At 40.8% G+C, this 20,434-nt stretch carries 20 protein-coding genes; 7 read left to right on the top strand and 13 right to left on the bottom strand.

Annotated features, from left to right (window positions below; genetic code table 11):
* Window positions 1–6: 6 nt before the first annotated feature.
* From HIPMA_RS02240 to hisS, 5 genes are all read right to left on the bottom strand, one after another.
* Entirely contained in the window at window positions 7–615 is a 609-nt protein-coding gene (locus tag HIPMA_RS02240; RefSeq protein ID WP_013681447.1) for a 4Fe-4S dicluster domain-containing protein, read from the bottom strand.
* 14 nt (window positions 616–629) lie between these two features.
* Entirely contained in the window at window positions 630–3,428 is a 2,799-nt protein-coding gene (locus HIPMA_RS02235; protein WP_013681446.1) for a molybdopterin-dependent oxidoreductase, read from the bottom strand.
* Between the two features lie 109 nt (window positions 3,429–3,537).
* Window positions 3,538–4,887 carry a TrpB-like pyridoxal phosphate-dependent enzyme gene (locus HIPMA_RS02230; RefSeq protein ID WP_013681445.1) on the bottom strand — a complete coding sequence of 450 codons (1,350 nt, stop codon included), beginning with the start codon at window positions 4,885–4,887 and terminating at the stop codon, window positions 3,538–3,540.
* A gap of 101 nt (window positions 4,888–4,988) precedes the next feature.
* Complete coding sequence (gene aspS, locus HIPMA_RS02225) at window positions 4,989–6,776, bottom strand: aspartate--tRNA ligase (RefSeq protein ID WP_013681444.1); 1,788 nt, start codon at window positions 6,774–6,776, stop codon at window positions 4,989–4,991.
* On the bottom strand, window positions 6,767–7,999 hold the full coding sequence (gene hisS / locus HIPMA_RS02220) for a histidine--tRNA ligase (RefSeq protein ID WP_013681443.1): 1,233 nt from the start codon (window positions 7,997–7,999) through the stop codon (window positions 6,767–6,769). The genes aspS and hisS overlap by 10 nt, the downstream gene beginning before the upstream one ends.
* Before the next feature lie 209 nt (window positions 8,000–8,208).
* On the opposite strand from hisS, the gene HIPMA_RS02215 reads away from it, so the two are divergent.
* The 3 genes from HIPMA_RS02215 to HIPMA_RS02205 all read left to right on the top strand — a co-directional run bounded on the left by HIPMA_RS02215 (window position 8,209) and on the right by HIPMA_RS02205 (window position 11,362).
* The gene (locus HIPMA_RS02215) at window positions 8,209–8,547 is read left to right on the top strand and encodes a P-II family nitrogen regulator (protein ID WP_013681442.1); all 339 of its coding nucleotides are present in this window, start codon (window positions 8,209–8,211) and stop codon (window positions 8,545–8,547) included.
* A 10-nt stretch (window positions 8,548–8,557) separates the two neighbouring features.
* Window positions 8,558–9,853, top strand: coding sequence for an ammonium transporter (locus tag HIPMA_RS02210; protein WP_013681441.1), 1,296 nt, complete (start codon window positions 8,558–8,560; stop codon window positions 9,851–9,853).
* A gap of 213 nt (window positions 9,854–10,066) precedes the next feature.
* Window positions 10,067–11,362 (top strand): ammonium transporter, encoded by a 1,296-nt coding sequence (locus HIPMA_RS02205; protein ID WP_013681440.1) that lies wholly within the window; start codon window positions 10,067–10,069, stop codon window positions 11,360–11,362.
* A gap of 4 nt (window positions 11,363–11,366) precedes the next feature.
* On the opposite strand, the gene HIPMA_RS02200 is transcribed toward HIPMA_RS02205, so the two are convergent.
* Genes HIPMA_RS02200 through HIPMA_RS02190 form a run of 3 tightly spaced genes read right to left on the bottom strand, consistent with a single transcriptional unit; the run spans window position 11,367 to window position 13,635 of the window.
* Window positions 11,367–12,497: an MFS transporter gene (locus tag HIPMA_RS02200; protein WP_013681439.1), complete on the bottom strand. Its 1,131-nt coding sequence runs from the start codon at window positions 12,495–12,497 to the stop codon at window positions 11,367–11,369.
* A complete protein-coding gene (efp, locus tag HIPMA_RS02195) occupies window positions 12,497–13,060 on the bottom strand; it encodes an elongation factor P (RefSeq protein ID WP_041324200.1) in 564 nt (187 codons plus the stop codon). Before efp ends, HIPMA_RS02200 begins: the two co-directional genes overlap by 1 nt.
* A gap of 23 nt (window positions 13,061–13,083) precedes the next feature.
* Window positions 13,084–13,635, bottom strand: a complete 552-nt coding sequence (locus HIPMA_RS02190; RefSeq protein WP_013681437.1) for an HD domain-containing protein — start codon at window positions 13,633–13,635, stop codon at window positions 13,084–13,086.
* Between the two features lie 80 nt (window positions 13,636–13,715).
* Here HIPMA_RS02190 and HIPMA_RS02185 point away from each other — a divergent pair, with 80 nt between their 5' ends.
* From HIPMA_RS02185 to HIPMA_RS02170, 4 genes are all read left to right on the top strand, one after another.
* Entirely contained in the window at window positions 13,716–14,216 is a 501-nt protein-coding gene (locus HIPMA_RS02185) for a shikimate kinase (RefSeq protein ID WP_169309462.1), read from the top strand.
* The gene (locus HIPMA_RS02180; RefSeq protein WP_013681435.1) at window positions 14,203–15,747 is read left to right on the top strand and encodes an ArnT family glycosyltransferase; all 1,545 of its coding nucleotides are present in this window, start codon (window positions 14,203–14,205) and stop codon (window positions 15,745–15,747) included. Before HIPMA_RS02185 ends, HIPMA_RS02180 begins: the two co-directional genes overlap by 14 nt.
* A 12-nt stretch (window positions 15,748–15,759) precedes the next feature.
* A complete protein-coding gene (locus HIPMA_RS02175; protein WP_013681434.1) occupies window positions 15,760–16,554 on the top strand; it encodes a sulfide-dependent adenosine diphosphate thiazole synthase in 795 nt (264 codons plus the stop codon).
* A 71-nt stretch (window positions 16,555–16,625) separates the two neighbouring features.
* Window positions 16,626–16,937 carry a flagellar basal body protein gene (locus HIPMA_RS02170; RefSeq protein ID WP_013681433.1) on the top strand — a complete coding sequence of 104 codons (312 nt, stop codon included), beginning with the start codon at window positions 16,626–16,628 and terminating at the stop codon, window positions 16,935–16,937.
* Between the two features lie 56 nt (window positions 16,938–16,993).
* Here the strand turns inward: HIPMA_RS02170 and HIPMA_RS02165 are convergent, their stop codons facing one another.
* From HIPMA_RS02165 to rd, 5 genes are read right to left on the bottom strand one after another with little or no spacing between them, the layout of a single operon-like run.
* Window positions 16,994–17,377, bottom strand: coding sequence for a desulfoferrodoxin (locus HIPMA_RS02165; protein WP_013681432.1), 384 nt, complete (start codon window positions 17,375–17,377; stop codon window positions 16,994–16,996).
* A 21-nt stretch (window positions 17,378–17,398) separates the two neighbouring features.
* Complete coding sequence (locus tag HIPMA_RS02160) at window positions 17,399–17,902, bottom strand: ferritin (protein ID WP_013681431.1); 504 nt, start codon at window positions 17,900–17,902, stop codon at window positions 17,399–17,401.
* A 1-nt stretch (window position 17,903) separates the two neighbouring features.
* Window positions 17,904–18,554, bottom strand: coding sequence for a peroxiredoxin (locus HIPMA_RS02155; RefSeq protein WP_013681430.1), 651 nt, complete (start codon window positions 18,552–18,554; stop codon window positions 17,904–17,906).
* A complete protein-coding gene (locus tag HIPMA_RS02150) occupies window positions 18,551–19,735 on the bottom strand; it encodes an FprA family A-type flavoprotein (protein ID WP_013681429.1) in 1,185 nt (394 codons plus the stop codon). The genes HIPMA_RS02155 and HIPMA_RS02150 overlap by 4 nt, the downstream gene beginning before the upstream one ends.
* Window positions 19,728–20,432: a rubredoxin gene (gene rd / locus HIPMA_RS09855; protein ID WP_013681428.1), complete on the bottom strand. Its 705-nt coding sequence runs from the start codon at window positions 20,430–20,432 to the stop codon at window positions 19,728–19,730. The genes HIPMA_RS02150 and rd overlap by 8 nt, the downstream gene beginning before the upstream one ends.
* Window positions 20,433–20,434: the final 2 nt, after the last annotated feature.

The following is a 20,434-nucleotide window of genomic DNA, read 5'->3' as shown; positions in this document are numbered from 1 at the left end:
CCTCCTTTACTTTATATAGTAAACCTTTGGTTTAGCGCCCATATACTCGCCCAAAGGTTTAGCCTTTCCAGAGTTAACAAGCTTTGCTACCTCGGAGTTCGGATCGTCCAAATCGCCGAATATCCTTGCATGACCCACACATGTTGCTGCACAGCTGGGTTCTAAGCCCTCTTCAAGCCTATCCACACAGAATGTGCACTTATCTATATGAACCTGATGGTGTCTTGCATCCTCACCGAAGTAGAACTCATCCTTTTCAAGGTCTTCTTTCTCATACTCATACCTTGCATCGTATGGGCATGCCTCTATACAATAACCACAACCCAAGCACAGGTCATAATCGATCAAGACGATACCGTCCTTGTTTATGTATGTAGCACCGGTTGGACAAACAGAATGACAGGGCGGATTCTCGCAGTGCATACATATCGTCGGGAAGAAAACCTTTCTAACATTGGGGAATTTACCCTCTTCAAGGGGTGTTACCCTTGTTCTCCACTTACCCTCGAAATCTTCAGCCCAGAACGGCGTCTGATTCCATTGGGAGCAAGCTGCCATACAAGCCCTGCATCCCAAACAGGAGCTAACATCCATCACCATTCCATATCTTGCCATCGTTTAGCCTCCGACTATATTTTTCTTATCTTGACCGTAAACTGACAGCTCATAGCAGAAGCTGTAACCGGTCCCAATCTATAAGGTATAAGCCTACCTAAATCCACACCCTTACCGGAAGCATAGGTAAGCTTCTTATTCTGAAAGCCGAAATCACTCATTACATATACCGTATCCTCTCTTATACCCTCTGTTATGTGAACAAAGGATTTTACCTTTTGTCCGGATACGGTGTTTTCAACCTCTATCTTATCGCCCTCTTTGAGGCCAAGCCTTGCAGCTGATTTTGGATTCATCCAGAAGCCGTAATTCTCCTCTTTGTGCCTTTCAACAAGGGCATGCAACAGCGGGTTATCGGCCGTTGTCAGGTATGTCATCTCAGGCACCTTACCAAATGCGAAGAAGAACTCATTGCCTGTTGGTTTATAATCCAATCCAGCACCCTTCTTGTATTCAAATGGTATGAATTTCAGTATAGGATCCCAATGCGGATCTACACCGTATGCGTGATTGAAGTGAGCAAAGAGTGTAGAGTATATCTCAACCCTTCCCGAGAATGTGGGAACAGGAAGCTTATAAGGCATTCCAGCCTCTTCCATCAATTCCTCTTTCTTCTTAAGAATCAAAACACCCTTCTCTTCCAGAGCCTTCTCAAGTTGTTTGCTTGTCATGCCGAGCTTCTTTGATACCTCAGACAAAGCAATGTCTCTGTTTGCCTTATACAGCGGTTTCTTACCCCTCCAGGCAAGTGCGTATTCCTTGGATACGGTCTTCATATCCCAGCCGGTAAATTGGCTGATTATCATAGATGCTGAGAAGTAATCGCCGCCTCTTTTACCAGCTATAGCATTGGATAGTATACAGAATACTTCATCGCCACCTTTAACATCGCCAATCTGACTTACGCTTGGGAACCTCATTCTTATTGCCATATCGCTGTTAGGACCATCAGGCATGATTGAACTGTATTTTTCAAGGTACGTCTTATCCGGCAATATTACGTCGGCAAATGCCGCCATGTCGGATGGCAAAATCTCATCCACAACAACCAGCTTCAGGTTGGGGTTTGTAAATGTCTTTACCCAGCTCTTATATCCATAGTAATCCTTCAATGGGTTTGTCGAATAGATATAAGCAAATTTTATTTGATAGGGTTTACCGTTCCAGGTTAGCTTACCCTCAACGGCCTCCTGGAAGCCTGCATTGGTAAAGAGTGAGAACGGTATGCCCTTCTTGCCCTCTTTCTTTGCCCTGTAATCAAAATAGGCTCTTGAGAAGTGAGGATATCCCCTAAACATCGGGAATTTACCGGAATACATCATGCCCTCAAGCTTGCCTGTCATTCCAAGCAAACCGGGAGCCATAGCTGTGGCCATCAGCAGATTCATAGGATTCTTAAGCTGACCAGACTCATAGGCCTTGTGGAACCTCTCCATACCCTCTCTCAATTCAGGTGTATAAATCCAACCGCCAAGTCTATCAACGCCTCCAATTAAGACATTTATGATAGCTGCGGCCTTCCTTGCCTGAACAACATCCTCATACCTTCCGTCCATCCATCCAAGATAGACATTCGCAGGTTTGATCGTGCCAAGCATCTCGGCTGTCTCTTCTATATCCTTTGCGGGTATATCGCACAACTTTGCAGCCCACTCAGGCGTTGCATCCTTTACCGCTTCCCACAGATAATCAAAAGCGGTCTTGGCCGGCTTGCCCTGGAATGTTAAACCCTTTGGTGCAAATAGAGCTGGTTTTATCTTCTTATTGCCTATATTGTCGTTTGTGAAGCCCTCAACCTCAACAACTTCACCTGAAAACTCATCGTACACATAGTATTTCTCAGCAAATGGCAATGCCTCTGGATTAGCATTCTGACCAAATGCCTCAGGTGTGCCGTTGTTATCGAATACGAGGAACGGTGCGGTTGTGTGTCTCCTTAAGAACTCCTCTTCATACCACTCATTCTTGATGATGAGCCTCAAAACAGCCATCAGGAATGGCATGTTTGTTCCAGGCTTTGCAGGAATCCACTTGTCGGCCTTCGATGCAGTTTCACTCATCCTCGGGTCAACAACGATAACTTTCATTCCGTTTCTTTTACCCTGTGCAAATCTAACAGCCCTTGAAACGGAAATACCGGTTAAAGCGGCATTACTGCCCACAACTAACATAACCTTGGTGTTATCCATGTCAACCAAAATCTCATCGTGGGATGTCATAGTTCCAACAGTGGCATTGGCTCCGGCATGCTCAGCCATAACGCATTGTTGCATAGGGGAGCCAATCATGTTGGGAGAACCAATAGATGCCAAGAAAGCGAATGCCCCCAATCTCTCATAAGCACAAGCCCTCTGACCTGCAAAGATGGCAAACTCATGAGGCTGTATGTTGTGTTCCTGAACCTTCTTCCTAATATATTCCTCCACCTCTTTCCAGGTGGCTTTTCTGAATTTCCACTCACCCCTCTTAGAACCCTCAACCCTTATAAGCGGGTATTTAATTCTATCAGGATTGTAAACGGTTCTAATTCCAGACTGACCCCTCGCACAGATCCTGCCTCTGTTTAATGTGGAGTTGGGGTTTCCATCAATTTTCTGGGGTTTTTTGAATTTTCCATCAACTCTTGTTCTAACTTTAATGTCGCAAGCTGTTGAGCAGAAACTACAGATGTTTGGATAATACTTAATCTCACCCTTCGGCTTCTCATAGTGGGGTGTGTAAAGACCGGCTTTGGCAGATGGTCTAAAAAATAGTAAACCGCCACCAACCAAAGAGGAGAGCTTCAAGAAGTCTCTTCTATTCAACGAGATCATAATTCAACCTCCGCCATAATTAATTCCCTATGTTTTACTCAAAACCCAAAACATTATACAGCCATCATTTCAAAAGTCAAACCCTAATAACTCTCTTACTAATTTAAGTTTAAACCTTAGGTAAGTAATCTAAGGCTTTTTTAATTTCTTTTTCTGGATATTCGTAATCCTTCATCTCCCCAGATAGAAACTTATCATATGAGGTCATATCAAAGTGTCCATGACCGGAGAAGTTTATCAGTATAGTTTTCTCTTTACCCTCTTCCTTAGCTTTTAAGGCCTCATCTACTGCCCCTTTTATTGCATGACATGTCTCAGGCGCAGGAACTATACCCTCTGTTTTTGCAAACAGAGCGCCTGCCTCAAACACCTCTGTTTGATTGTAGGCAACAGCATCCAACAATCCATCTTTTCTTAGTTGACTCAAAATGGGCGAATCACCGTGATATCTCAAACCACCAGCATGAATGCTGGGTGGCATAAATTTATGCCCCAATGTGTACATATAAAGCAAGGGGGTCATCATAGCTACATCCGCATAATCGTATGTGAATATACCCTTGGTCAATGTCGGGCAGCTTGCAGGCTCAACTGCCACAACCCTAACATCCTTGCCGTTTATCTTATCCCTAATAAAGGGCAAACCCACACCACCAAGATTACTGCCGCCACCACATGGTGCAAATATAACATCTGGATAATCGCCTATCTTTTCAAACTGTTTTTGAGCCTCAAGGCCTATCACAGTCTGATGGAGCAGAACATGATTCAAAACACTACCTAAGGCATAATTGGTGTTATCATGCGTTGCTGCATCCTCAACCGCCTCGCTGATAGCAAGACCCAAACTCCCCGGGTTATCAGGGTTTTCCTCTAAGGCCCTTCTGCCAGCCTCGGTCTTATCGCTGGGCGATGGATAGACCTCAGCTCCCCATAGATGGATCATCGAACGCCTAAAGGGTTTCTGCTCATAGCTAACTTTAACCATATAGACCCTGACATTTAACCCCAACAAAGCGCCTGCCAACGCCAAAGCAGAACCCCACTGGCCTGCGCCTGTTTCTGTTGTTAGGGTCGTTATACCCTCCTTTTTATTGTAGTAGGCTTGTGCTATAGCCGTATTGGGTTTGTGGCTTCCAGCAGGAGAGACCGATTCGTTTTTATAGTAAATCTTTGCCGGTGTTCCTAAGGCCTTCTCAAGATTGTAAGCCCTAACCAAAGGCGTCGGCCTCCAGATAGCATAAATATCTAACACCTCCTGCGGTATGGAGATCTCCCTTTGACTACTCATCTCCTGCTCTATAATCTCTGATGGGAATATAGCTTTAAGGTCATCCGGATTTATAGGCTTCATCGTCTTAGGATTGATCGGTGGTTTAACAGGTGTGGGCATATCCGGCAGAATATTATACCAATACCTCGGCATTTCATCCTCTTTTAAAAGTATCTTCCTCTCCATAACCTTCTCCTTACACATAATTTATTCTCAAACATGGAGTATAACAAAAAATATATTTAAATTAAAATAAAAAAGGAAAGAAGGCGGACAGGCCGCCTGTTTTAGTCTTTCTTGGGTTTTCTAACCCTTATCGAAAGCTCATTGAGCTGCTTCTCATCAACCTCACTTGGGGCATCTGTAAGCATACAAACACCTTTCTGAGTTTTGGGGAAAGCTATAACATCCCTTATGGATTTTTCCTTGAGTATCAAGGTCATAATCCTATCAAAGCCCAGCGCCAGTCCACCGTGTGGGGGTGCACCGTATTTTAACGCCTCAATCAAAAAGCCAAACTTAACCTGAGCCTCCTCATCCGAGATGCCCAAAGCCTTAAACATTCTCTTTTGAACATCACTTCTGTGAATCCTGATGCTGCCACCACCTATCTCAACACCGTTTAATGTTATATCATACGCCCTTGCCTTAACCCTTGCAGGATCGCTCTCTAAGTATTCTAAATCCTCCGGCTTAGGTGATGTAAACGGATGATGCATAGCCTCCCATCTGTTTTCATCCTCATTCCACTCAAAAAGTGGAAAGTCCACAACCCAGACAAAGTTAAACTCATCACCGTTGGTTAGATTCAACTTTCTTCCGATCTCAAGTCTCAATGCGCCCAACGAGTCATAAACAACCTTTGGCGTATCCGCCATAAAGAACAGCAGATCCCCTGGTTCTGCATCCAATCTTTTCAAGATACCATCAATCTCCTCTTTGGAGAAAAACTTAACTATGGGTGACTGTAGCTCATAATTTGCTTTAACCTTGATCCAAGCAAGACCTTTAGCACCATATATAGAAACAAGTTTAGTTAAATCATCTATCTCCTTTCTTGTAAAATCAATACAACCCTTGGCATTTAGCCCGTAAACTATACCGCCTTTTTCAACTACATCCCTGAATACCTTAAAGTTTGTATTTTCAACAATATCTGTGAGTTTTTTAAGCTCAAGGCCAAACCTCATATCTGGTTTGTCTGAACCAAACCTATCCATTGCCTCCTGGTATGAGATCCTCTTAAATGGGGGATTTATATCAATACCCGCTACCTCTTTAAATATACTTGCAAGAATACCTTCGGTTACTTCAATTACATCATCCTCTTCAACAAAGCTCATCTCAAGGTCGATCTGGGTAAACTCAGGTTGCCTATCTGCACGTAAATCCTCATCCCTAAAACACTTGGTTATCTGGTAATATTTATCATACCCAGAGACCATAAGTAGCTGCTTAAACAACTGCGGAGATTGTGGTAGTGCGTAAAACCTACCCGGAGACAATCTACTTGGAACAAGGAAATCTCTGGCGCCTTCTGGTGTTGATTTAGTCAAAATAGGCGTCTCTATTTCAATAAACCCCTGTGAATGCAGATAATTCCTCGCAGCAAATGCAGCCTTAGAACGCATAATTAGGTTTCTCTGCATGTGGGGCTTTCTTAGGTCTAAATATCTATATTTTAGCCTAACCTCTTCATTTACGTGCACATATTCTTCAACTGGAAATGGCAGATTCTCACATTCAGAAAATACCTCCAACTTCTCTACAACAACTTCAACCTCACCGGTTTTAAGGTTTGGATTTACCGTACCTTCAGGTCTATGTCTAACCTTTCCCTTAACACCTATACAGTACTGGCTTCTAAGCTTTGAGGCCTCCTGGTGTATCTTTTCATCCACAGAAGGGTCAAATACTATCTGAACTATACCTTCCCTGTCCTTTAAGTCTATAAAGATAACGCCCCCGTGATCCCTCCAATTCTGAACCCAGCCAAAAAGCACAACCTCCTTATCTATATCATCTGCCCTAACATCGCCGCAGTAGTGGGTTCTTTTCAGTGAGCCTATTGCCATCTTGCCACCTCATCTTCTATAAATTTATTTACCTGTTTCTCTTCTTGGGTTGAGTCTTCCATATCCTTAACAATAATGATCCCTTTATTTTTTTCGTTCTCCCCAACTATAACAACAAAACGGGCATTCATCTTATCAGCCTTTTTCAGCATCGATTTTAGGCTTCTGCTTTCATACTCAACATACACGCTTCTGCCTGTTAAAGAGAGCTTTCTTGCTATATCCATAGCATAAACATCCTCATCCAAATTGGCTATATAATAATCAATACCTTGAGTTTCGTCTTCATCCATTAAATTTATAAGCCTCTCACAACCCGATGCAAAACCTATACCGCTTGTGGGCTTACCACCCAGCTGCTCAACAAGATTGTCATATCTGCCACCGGCAGAAACCGTTCCTTGGGCTCCAAGTTTGTCTGTAATTATCTCAAAAACAAATTTTGTGTAATAATCAAGTCCCCTTACCAGATGTGGATTTTCCTCAAATTCTATGCCCAACGCTGTAAGGTTATTTTTAACTTTTTCATAATGGTTTTTGCAGCTATCGCACACAAACTCTATAATCTTTGGTGCACCTTTGGCAATTTGAGAGCAAGTATTATTTTTACAATCGAGAATTCTCAGAGGATTCCTATCAAGCCTCCTTCTACAGTCATCGCAAAGCTCACCCTTATGCAATTGAAAATACTCTTTGAGTCTTTTTGAGTATTCCGGCCTGCAGTCAGGACAACCTATGTTGTTTATCTCTATCCTCAGATCGCTTATGTTGAGTTTGTCAAGCATGATCTTGTCAACCAAAACCACCTCAGCATCCACCGCTGGGTTATCTATGCCAAACACCTCTATGCCTATCTGATGAAACTGCCTCAATCTACCTTTTTGAGGTCTTTCGTACCTGAACATAGGACCAATGTAGTAGTACTTTTTAAAAGGGTAATTCTCAAGGTGGTTATCGATAAAAGCCCTTACCGTGCCTGCTGTACCTTCGGGCCTGAGTGTTACAGATTCGCCGCTTTTGTCCAAGAATATGTACATCTCCTTTTCAACTATATCCGTGGTCTCACCCACACTCCTTGCAAAAAGGGATGTTTTCTCTAAAATCGGAGTTCTGATCTCCTTGTAACCAAACGACTCAAGTGTTTCTCTGGCTACCTTTTCAAGTTTTTGCCATTTTTTTATATCCTGCGGTAATATATCTTTAAAACCTCTCAAAATTTCCATCTGCTACCTCCAAAAACACAACGAGTATCCACATGATCGCCTATTTTGTCAAGATTTAAATAGATTATTACATTATTGTATTCTAATTAACATTTTTGTGAATAAAATCTATATATTTTAACGTATTTGCTATAAAAAACACCATAAATTCAACATTGGAACGTTTTCTGCTAAACACAGAGATAGATGTTAGGAAGGGAGGATTAAGGATGAAAAAGATTGAAGCAATCATTAAACCATTCAAGCTGGATGCAGTAAAAGAAGCCCTGATGAATATAGGTATCAAGGGCATGACCGTATCAGAGGTTAAGGGATTTGGAAGACAAAAAGGGCATACTGAGATTTACCGCGGGGCAGAATACATAGTGGATTTTCTGCCAAAGGTAAAAATAGAAGTGGTGGTTGAAGATGAAATGGTTGAGGAAGCTGTGGAGGCTATTCTATCAAGTGCAAAAACAAATAAGGTGGGCGATGGGAAGATATTCATAATACCTGTTGAAAAAGCCATAAGGGTAAGAACAGGGGAAATAGATAAAAATGCTATCTAAGGAGGTTGGAATGAAATCATTTAAAAGATTGGTGGGTTTGACACTGTTTTTATGGGTTATACCATCTATTGCATTTGCAGCCACAAAATCCATTGACTCTGGAGACACAGCCTGGGTTTTAATATCCGCTGCGCTTGTTATGATGATGACGCCAGCGGGGCTTGCACTGTTCTACGGGGGCATGTCGAGAAGTAAAAACGTTTTAAACACCATGGGCATGTCGTTTGTAAGTTATGGAATAGTTAGTGTTTTGTGGGTCATATTTCAGTTTAGCTTAGCTTTTGGAACAGATATAAACGGCATAATAGGCAACCTCAGGTATCTCTTAATGAGCACAAATATAAATATCGTGTTTGACTCAACCCATGTTTCTGTGCTTGCTTTTGCTGCTTTTCAGCTAACATTTGCTGCTATAACCACAGCGCTCATTAGCGGCTCTATTGTTGAAAGGGTCAAATTCAGTTCATGGGTGGTGTTCAGCATTATCTGGTCAACCATTGTATATACACCGCTTGCACATTGGGTATGGGGCGGCGGATGGCTGTCAAAATTAGGCACACTGGATTTTGCGGGGGGAACGGTAGTCCACATAAACGCAGGTATAGCGGGTTTAGTATTCTGTCTTATGCTCGGCAAAAGAAGAGGGTTTAAGAAAATAGCAATGTCGCCGGCTTCAATAGTCTTAACTGTTCTTGGCGCTGCACTTTTGTGGCTTGGATGGTTTGGATTTAATGCCGGAAGTGAACTTGCCGCAGACGGCTTGTCAGGTTCTGCTTTTTTATCAACAAATACTGCAGCAGCTATAGGAGCAATAAGCTGGATGTCTACTGAATGGGTTGCTCATAAACATCCCACAATGCTTGGTGCTGCATCGGGTGCTGTGGCCGGTCTTGTAGCTATTACACCGGCTGCAGGATTTGTAAACATCTTAGGAGCACTGATAATAGGAGCAGTGTCAGGTGTTTTGGGGTGGTTCGGATCAAGTTACTTAAAATATAAACTTGGCTATGACGATTCTTTGGATGCATTCGGGGTTCATGGATTAAACGGCATATGGGGAGCACTTGCTACTGGTATTTTTGCAGATCCCGCGATAGGCGGAGCAAAAGGCCTTTTATACGGCAATTCTAACCAGCTTTTTGTTCAGCTTGTAGCGGTTTTGGCAACAATTGCCTATTCGGCAGTCGGAACATTTATTATTGTAAAAATTACATCGCTGCTAACAAACGGGCTAAGAGTTGATGAAGAATCCGAGGAAAAAGGACTCGATATAGCAATACATACAGAAAAAGGATTTGAGCTGTAATATTCCATACGTAAACAGCGTTATTTTAAGCATAGCGCTGTTTACGACATCATTACATTAAAATATTAACATAATTGTGTATACATTGTCATTTTTATATACAAAATTCGTATAATATATAATTTAATAAATTAAATAAATAATATTTACTGTATTCACAGCATTGGAATATATTATGCTATAAATGGTCTAAATATCAAAGGGGGGTTTTGGATGAAATTTATTAGCAAAATTATGACGGGTTTATTAGTATTTTTAGCCCTGCCCTCGCTTGCCTTTGCTTCCAATGCAAGTATCAATTCAGGAGACACAGCCTGGGTTTTAATATCCGCTGCGCTTGTTATGATGATGACGCCAGCGGGGCTTGCACTGTTCTACGGGGGCATGTCGAGAAGTAAAAACGTTTTAAACACCATGGGCATGTCGTTTGTAAGTTATGGAATAGTTAGTGTTTTGTGGGTCATATTTCAGTTTAGCTTAGCTTTTGGAACAGATATAAACGGCATAATAGGCAACCTCAGGTATCTCTTAATGAGCACAAATATAAATATCGTGTTTGACTCAACCCATGTTTCTGTGCTTGCTTTTGCTGCTTTTCAGCTAACATTTGCTGCTATAACCACAGCGCTCATTAGCGGCTCTATTGTTGAAAGGGTCAAATTCAGTTCATGGGTGGTGTTCAGCATTATTTGGTCAACCATTGTATATACACCGCTTGCACATTGGGTATGGGGCGGCGGATGGCTTGCAAAAATGGGTATAGCAGATTTTGCCGGCGGCTTGGTTGTTGAAACCAACTCGGGAATTGCAGGATTGGTGTTTGCATTAATGATAGGCAAACGAAAAGGTTTTAGGAAAATTTCCATGCAGCCCTCATCAATAGCTCTAACCGCACTCGGTGCAGGACTTTTATGGTTTGGATGGTTTGGATTTAATGCCGGAAGCGCCATCTCATCGGGAGCATTGGCATCAAATGCATTCCTAACGACAAACACAGCAGGTGCAATGGGGGCAATATCGTGGATGATAATGGATTGGTCTATTCACAGACACCCAACAATTCTGGGCTTTGTATCTGGAGCAGTTGCTGGTCTTGTTGCCATAACGCCTGCAGCTGGGTTTGTTAACAATACAGGCGCTATCGCAATAGGATTCATAGCAGGATTAATAAGCTGGGTTGCAACGGGATATCTAAAGTACAAATTAGGGTATGATGATTCATTGGATGTATTTGGTGTGCATGGTCTAAACGGTATATGGGGCATGATAGCCATAGGGTTATTCGCTGATCCAAAAGTAAATTTCGCAAGGGGATTAATCTACGGCGGAAGCCACCAGATAGTTATTCAGCTTATAGGCGTTGTTGCAACGATTGTTTTTGTGGCTATAGGCACATTTATCTCTGTAAAGGCAACATCGATTCTAACCGGTGGCTTAAGGGTCGATGAGGAGGATGAGATCAAGGGTCTGGATATAGCAATACACACCGAAAAAGGATTCGAACTCTAAAAACCTAAGCCTGCTTGTGTGGTTTTTTAATCGCCCATACGAGCAGGCTTCCTGCTATTGCAATCGCCACATTGAAACCGAAGGCAACCTTAAATCCAAAATGGTCTGCCAAAGCTCCAACAATGCTGGGAGCAATAGATGAACCCACCATCACCATTCCGAAAACAACAGCAATATTTGAGTTTACCTTCTTACCGCCAACCTCAGCCGCAAAAGCGTGTCTAACGGGAATGGAAAGAGACATAAAAAACCCCATAAAGAACAGAAAAATCAAGCTGGGCTTTGATATAAACAAAGCCAAAAACACACCCATCATAAAATAACTGATAGAAATAGTCTGTTTTCTCCCTATCTTATCCGATATGGCACCACCCAAAGGTTGAGCTATAAGGCCCGCAAGCAACATAACCGAAGCCTTCAGGTTGGCATCCAATATATTTGACCCGTTAGCATAAAAATACGCAGGCAAAAAGGATGAGATACCCCTTGAAAAAAACGGTATAACAATCGCAACAAGGCCAAGCATAAGCAGGTCTTTTGTTATGGTGCTTTTAAACGATGTTTTTATGGGTTGCTCTTCTATTTTTACAAAGATAAAAAGTATAACAGCTATAACAAATCCCGGTATAGACACAATCAAAAAGGCTTTTGTGCCATATAGGGACAACAGATAACCCATTGAGATGGGAGCAAAGAAATAACCCAATGCACCACCCACACCGTTTAATCCTATGGCCATACCCTTCTTTTCTTTAAATACACTGCTCAAGATCCCCATACCCTGTGGGTGATATGTCCCAAGCCCTATACCTATAAGAATAGTAGCAAAAAGAGCTGAATAGTAGGAATTGGACAGATAAAACAGAAGATAGGATAAAGAGAGTATCAAAAAACCGCCTATAAGAACCGTTTTCCTTTTTGCGTAGTTTTCAGAGAAATGGGCAATCGGAGCCTGTAAAATAGCAGATAGAAAATAGGGCACGCTTAGAAGCATGCCCGATTGTAGGTAGTTTATGCCGTAGGATTTTTTAATTAAAGGAATCGCCGGCGCTATTAAAAGCGAATACCAATCATTAACAAAATGCGCAAGAGCAATGGAGATTAGAAGAAAAAATGGGTTTGTTAAAACTCTCATTATTTATTAACGCGCTCTACATACTCTCCCGTTCGTGTGTCTATCTTTATAATATCGCCTTCCTTTAAAAAGAACGGCACCTGAACAACTGCACCTGTCTCCAATGTTGCAGGCTTTGTGCCTGTTGCTGCAGTATCGCCTTTAAAACCAGGTTCTGTTTCAACTATTTTAAGTTCAACAAAGTTCGGCAAAGACACACCGATAGGCAAGCCGTTGTAAAGCATAACGGTTGCTTCTTTGTTCTCCTGTATGAACTTGGCTGCATCACCCATAACATCCTCTGAAATCGAGTATTGGTCATAGGTATTCAAATCCATGAACTGATAACCGTCGTTGTCTTTATATAAATACTGCATCATCCTTTCTTCAACTTCGGCCTTCTGCAGTTTTGTTCCAGACTTATAGGTCTTCTCAACCACATTTTCCGTTTTTAGATTCTTTAGCTTAACCCTAACAAAGGCCTGTCCTTTTCCCGGCTTTACATGCTCATAATCGACAATTTCATAAGGATCGCCTTCTATCTCAAGTTTAACACCCCTCTTAAATTCGTTCGTTGCAATCATCTCAGCCATAACCCTTCTCCTTTCTATTCCTCAAGTCCTATTGCTTTTGCGTTATTCTGTAAACATTCAGCCACAAACAGTATATGTTCGCCCAAATCAACACCAAGCTCTTTTGCCCCAAGCTCTATATCCTCCCTGTTTACACCCTTGGCAAATGCCTTATCCTTCAGCTTCTTTTTAACCGACTTTAGCTTTATATCCTTTAGGTTTTTGGTGGGTCTAACCAAAGCATACGCATAAAGAAAGCCACTTAACTCATCCACGGCGAACAGTGTCTTTGCCATCAATGTTTTTCTTTCAACACCTGTGTAATTTGCATGGCCCAAAATAGCCTCTATCATATCCTCATCAAGCCCTTTTTCCTTCAGGATCTCCGCGCCCCTGTATGGATGCTCATCCGGGTATTTTTCATAGTCAAAATCATGCAATAGACCTACAATAGCCCACTTTTCTTCATCCTCTCCAAACTTTTTAGCATAACATCGCATAGCAGTCTCAACACAGATTGCATGCCTCAAAAGGCTTTCACTTTTTGTGTATGTCTCAAGGAGACTCCTTGCCTCATCGTAAGTCATACCAAACACCTCCCAAATTTACCGCCTTTTAGTTTATATGAATTTTGCCATTTTTCAAGAAAAAGGTTAAAATGGGGCGCATGAATGTATCTTTGATTGGCATGCCCTCTTCAGGCAAAAGCAGCATAGGCGTAATATTGGCCAAGATGATGAGATTCAACTTCATAGACACAGATATAATCATACAAAACAACACCAAAAGAACCCTTCAACAAATAGTGGATAGTAAAGGATATCTAAAGCTAAGACAGATCGAAGAGGAAACTATACTATCACTAAACCCGGAACACAGCATCATATCAACCGGCGGCAGTGTGGTGTATTCAAAAAAGGCTATGGAGTATCTAAAAAATGTAAGTCTCGTTGTTTACATAAAAGTGAGCTTTGAAGAGATAAAAAAGAGGCTTGGTGATTATAGCTTAAGGGGATTAGCAAAACCCAAAGACCAAACGATAGCCGAGATGTACAAAGAAAGAACAGCACTGTATGAACGATATGCGGACATTATATTCGAGAATCACTTCAAAAACGCCACAATAGCAGCAGAAAAACTAAAAGAGTTGATAGATGAGAATATCTAAGCAACACCTTCTTCTGTTTTTTTCTATATACCTGATTGCAGCCTTTTACAACTTGGGCAGGATGTATTTTCAACATGAAGAGCCAAGAAGGGCTATCATAGCACTTGAGATGAATTATACACATGACTATGCAACACCCCATGTGCTGGGAAGGGATTACTTTAGAAAACCCCCATTGCACAACATAGTTATAGCCTTATTCTTTAAAATATTTGGCGAAAATGAGTTTTCAGCAAGGGCTGTGTCCGTTTTATCCATGTTTGGCATTCTCCTTTTAATACTATTTTCATTAAAAGATGCAGTTGGACTTGAGGCCGCCATATTTGGGGCCTTTTCTTTTGGGTTATCGTATATAGCCTATTTTCACTATGGTATGCTTGCAGAAACAGATATGTTTTTTTCGTTCTTGCTATTTGCTTCAATGGTTTGCATATTCCATGAAAAAACATTCACAGGGAGCGTTTTTGCAGCGTTAGCCCTGCTTACCAAAGGCCTACCTGCCCTTCATTACTTCTATCTTACGCTTATAAGCCTTGCCATATTAAGAAAGAACAAAAGCCTCATACTATCCAAAAACACAATATTGGGTGGTCTGTTCATTGTTGGTTTATTTTTAGGCTGGCTTTTACTGGTATCAAAAGGCGACATACACAGACTCAATTATGCCTTAGGCTTTATCCTTCAGGCATCTGGAAACAGGGTTTTAAGCATAGAACGGATAAGAGATGTTGTTGGCCACTTTCTTTTCTTTCCTGTAAGTTTCTTTATTCACTACCTACCATTTTCTGCTACTCTTTTGTTGTTTTTGGACAAACGTATCAGGTTGGAATTTAGAGAGATATTAAAGAATGAAACTCAAATAAAAAGACTGTTTGATTTCTTTTTGGCTGCATTTATACCCAATTTTTTAGTATACGCAATCTTGCCAGATGGTAGAATTAGATACACGCTTGTCCTTTTTGGCATAGCTTCATTTATTCTTGGTATATTATACTATGAGCTTGAATATTTAGAAGGAATAGTGAACTTCAAAAAATTACTTAGAGGTGTTTTAATATTTGAAATATTACTCTTTTTTATTGGATTTATATTCTGTGGGGAGTTTATAAAAAACCCAAGCTATATTGGTTGTATAGTCGGTTTAATAATTGCAATAACAGGATTACTTGCACTAAAAAAGGACATTACCCAATCATTCGCTCTACTTCTTGGTTTAATAGCCTTTTCTGTTTCGTTAAAATTTCTTTTTGAGACAACATACAAGTACTATCTTTACTCATACTACACCAACTACAGAAATTTCGGTCATAAAATAGCAAAAATTGTTTTGCAAGAACGACCAAAGTATGTTATGACTGATGATGGAAACTTGAGGTTATTTTTCTACCTTGAAAGGGATTTAAAAATGCAAATGCATCCAATAAGCAAAACAAAAAAAGGCCTGATAATTTCAAGGCACAAAAACCTAATAAAATATACAATAACCAAGGTTGAGTTACCAGACCACATTTATTATGTAGGAAGAAATTAGGAGGTGAATCTTATGAATAATTTAGACGAAAGAGTTATCTCAAGAGCCATAGTAGAAAGGTATATGAATAAACTACTTGACTACCTTGAGTGTGATGTAACCATTGTTGGTGGTGGCCCTGCAGGATTGGTTTGCGCATACTATTTAGCAAAAGCCAATATAAAGGTGGCTATATTTGATAAGAGGCTAACCATTGGCGGCGGCATGTGGGGCGGCGCAATGCTTTTTAATGAAATAGTCGTACAGGAGATAGGAAGGGAAATTTTAGACGAATTCGGCATAAACTACGAAAAATACACAGATGGCTATTACACGGCGGATTCTATAGAAGCTACAACCACTCTCATATCAAAAACCGTTAAAGCAGGTGCAAAGATTTTTAATGCTATAGAGGTTGAGGATGTCGTATTTAAAAAGATAGACGGACAATACAGGGTTAATGGCCTCGTTGTCGGCTGGACTACTGTTAATATGGCAGGCTTACTTGTAGATCCGTTGGTAGTAACAAGCAAATACGTAATCGATGCTACAGGACATGATGCAGATATAGCCAACATTTTAACACGCAAGGGAGGAATAAAGCTTAATACACCTGAAGGGGTTGTGATTGGTGAAAAACCTATGTGGGCTGAGGTTGGAGAGCAGTCAACCATTGAGGAAACTCAAGAGGTATATCCAGGCCTAATAGTGGCTGGCATGGCTGCAGTTGCTGTAAGTGGTTCTCACAGAATGGGGCCTGTATTCGGCGGAATGTTAAATTCAGGCAAAAAAGCAGCCCAGATAGTTATAGAGAGCCTAAAAAAATAAAATCCCCCATTGAATTCACAACAAAAAGAGTTAAGTTTATTAAAAAGTGAAAAAGAAAAGGGGGTGAGCTTATGAACATAAATACATCGTTAAGCGGAATTAAAAATGCGTTTTACAGGCAGGATATTACGGCTAACAATGTAGCTAATATAAATACAAAAAACTATAAGCAGGTAAATGTTATCAATCAAGAAGCCAAGGGTGGTGGCGTTGAAGCCAAAACCACAGTATCAAAAGCAGCCCCCAACAGAAACGGCAATAATGTAAGCCTCGCAGATCAGATGGTAAACCAGATAAGCAACCAGGATCAAAACAAAGCCAATGTTAATGTTATAAGGGCTCAAAACGAAATGATAGGAAGTCTAATAGACATCAAAGCCTAAAGGTTAGTTAAAAAAGAGTCAAAAGGGAAGCATAAAGCTTCCCTTTTTTTATTGCCCTATTTCTTTGCCCACAAACCGTGGATGTTGCAAAGCTCCCTTGCAGAAACCTCTTTACCCTCAAGAACTTCAAATCTTGCTTCAGGCGCATCTCCAGGTTTTAAAAACTTCCTGTAAACAACGCCATCTACTATGAGCTCAATCCATTCTATATAGTGCTTCTCCTCCATAGGATGAGCTTGATTCTCGCCGACCTTAACCACATAAGCATTTCCCTCTCTTGCGATAAAAGGAACATGCTTCTCTGTGGATGAGTCGGCTGTCTGTTCCTCTAAAAGTTTCATAGGCTGACCGCAGCACACCAATGCATCAGCACCTTCATGAATTACCTCGACAATATTGCCACAAACATCACACTTCCATACCTGTAACTTCTGCGTCATAACGACACCTCCTTTTATTTTTTACACCTCGGGTGTATACTGCCTTTGGGCCAACTCTTTATCCACAAGCAAAATCCCGTGTTTGCTATCCTCAACAAGTTTGAGTTTATCGATTATATCCCTATCGTTCTCCTCTTCCTCAACCTGCTCATCGACGAACCATTGTAACATATTGTATGTTGCCCTATCCTTCAGTTTTTCAGCCAAATCAACAAGTTCGTTGATGCATTTAGTTATATGCTGCTCATGCTTCAGGGTTTCCTCCATTGCATGAAGAGGGGACTTCCACTCCTTAGGTGGTTCAGCAATTGCCTTAAGCTCTATCTTTGCACCTTGTCTTGCTAAATAATTAAATAATTTCATAGCGTGATCTGTCTCCTCCTTGTATTGTACCATCATCCAGTTGGCAAAACCCTTCAGTCCAATAGAATCAAACCACGCAGACATGGACAGATACAGATAAGCGGAATACAACTCCTCATTTATTTGATTGTTCAGCGCTTCCTCCATCCTTTTAGAAATCATCCTAAACCTCCTTAGCTTGGTAGTAACATCTTTTAGGGCTTTCTATTTTGCCCTCTTTCTTTAGTTTTCTTATAAGCTTTTCAATCTCTTTCTTATCCGCATTTAGCATATTAGCAAGATCATTTGTCTTTAGCGGTTTATCTTTAAGAAGCTCAATAACACTCTCTTCACTTACCGCTTCAGTTTTATTAATAGTTTGGTTGTTGAGATTTTCAAGCTCCTGCAAAACTTTATCCACATGTCCACTGACGCGTACATTCTTCCACCCTTTAACAATATTCAATTCAGGGTCAATCAAAAATGTGCTCCTTATCGTTCCGTAATATTCTTTACCATAGTTCTTCTTCTTGCCCCAGGCACCATAGGCCTCCAAAACCTTATGCTCCTCATCGCTCAAAAGCAGTATGTTAAGATCGTGCTTTTCTATGAATCTAGCATGTGATTTTGGTGAATCCTTGCTTATACCTATAATTACAGCATCAAACTTATCAAATGCATCCTTCTTCTGAGAGAACTCAACCGCCTCTTTGGTGCAGCCGCTTGTATTGTCTTTGGGATAAAAATAAAGCACAATCCATTTACCCTTAAATTCATCAAGGCAGTGCTGCTTATTTTCATGATCCGGTAAGCAAAAATCTATAGCCTTCTTCATTTTACCAGTCCCGCCTCTTTGTGTTTTTCATAAATCAGCTGAGCAAACTCCTTAAGCTTCTCATAACCCTCTTTATTGGGTAAACCTTTAAGCAATACAGGTTCAAGCAACTCAACCTTCAAAGAGGAAAGGTTGGACTTTATAACATCAACAGCTTTGCCTCCCCAGCTAAACGAACCTATAATGCCTGCAAATTTAGCCTTAGGTCTTAAAACATTAGCCAGATATGCCCCATATACCGCATTGGGATGGGCTCCAGCAAGCACCGTTGGTGTTGCAATAATAATGGTTGCCACATCAACCAAATCCATTGCTATCTCACCCACATCTGATGTGGTTAAATTTCTTATCTTTACATCAACACCCCTCTTTTCAAGCTCGTCGGCTAAAAACTCAACCATCTTTCTGGTGCTTTCATGCATCGAAACAAAAGCAATCAAGACCATGTTTGACGGCTTAGGGTCTATCCACTCTTTGTATGCATTTATAATGTACCCAGGATCATCAAAAACAGGGCCATGGCTTGGTGCAATCATATCAATATCTAAAGCCTCAACCTTCTTTATATTTTTCTCGATAAAATTCCTAAATGGCATCATAATCTCTGCATAGTATCTTTTAGCCTCATGATAAACCTTATCGTAATATTTGGCAAAGGTATAGGATGTTGCCACATGTGAGCCAAAGAAATCACAACTAAAGAGTATTTTATCCTCAACAAGGTATGTACTCATCGTCTCAGGCCAATGAACCCATGGTGTCATAATAAACCTAAGTGTCCTGCCACCTAAATCAATCTCATCCCCCTCTTTTATTACGGTGAATTTATCCCCAGGGATGTGAAGTAGATCCATCTCAAAGCCTTTGCACTTCTCGTTGGTTATCAGTTGAGCCTCTGGATACATATCCAGTATCATAGGTATGCTGCCTGAATGGTCTTGCTCAGTATGGTTTGAGATTAAATAGTCAATTTTTTTAACGTCGAGATCCTCTAAATTCTTCCTTAACTCATCAAACTTCTGAGGCTCAACCGTATCAATTAAAGCCGTTTTGTCTTTTCCAATAACTAAATAAGCATTATAACTTGTACCTTGTGGGGTTGGCACTATTTCATCAAAAAGGGTTCTATCCCAATCGATGGCACCGACATTGTAAACACCCTCCTTGAGTCTTTTAATCATCCTCTTTTACCTCCTCAAAATCTTCCTTTGATGCACCGCATATGGGGCATGTCCAATCATCAGGTAAATCTTCAAATGGCGTGTTGGGCTCTATATCATTTTCCTCATCCCCTAATTGTGGATCATAAATATATCCACATACAATACATCTGTACTTCTTCATCTCTCCTCCTCTATCTTTAATTCCTTTCTTATCTTCTTCTATATAGGTTGGAGCCGTCTTGGGTGATTTACCATTCTTTACTTCATGATAATAAGCATAAGTCATTGGGTTTGCTTTGTCTAATATACCGGCATCTATAAGCTTGCCCACAAATACAGTATGAGTAAAAGCATCAATCTTATCCACTACCTTAGCTATTAAGTATGCAACACCATTTTCTACCACTACAGGAACACCGTCTATGACCTTAAAATCTATGCCATCAAACTTATCTATTTCTCTACCAGATTTAAATCCAAATCTACCTACAAATTTCATGGGGGTTTCCTGTTTTAAAACAGTAACAGAAAACAGGTTAGATTCTTCTATGAACTCATGCGTTAGATTCTGCTTGTTTATACTTATAGCTACACTGGCAGGATTAGATGATATCTGGAATACGGTATTTGCTATCTGGCCGTTATATTTTCCATCTTTTAATGATGATACTATATAAACTCCATAACTTAACTTATGCATTGCCTTTAAATCCATTG

The organism is Hippea maritima DSM 10411 (assembly GCF_000194135.1).
Classification (GTDB): Bacteria; Campylobacterota_A; Desulfurellia; order Desulfurellales; family Hippeaceae; genus Hippea; species Hippea maritima.
This window is presented reverse-complemented; position numbering and strand designations above follow the sequence as displayed.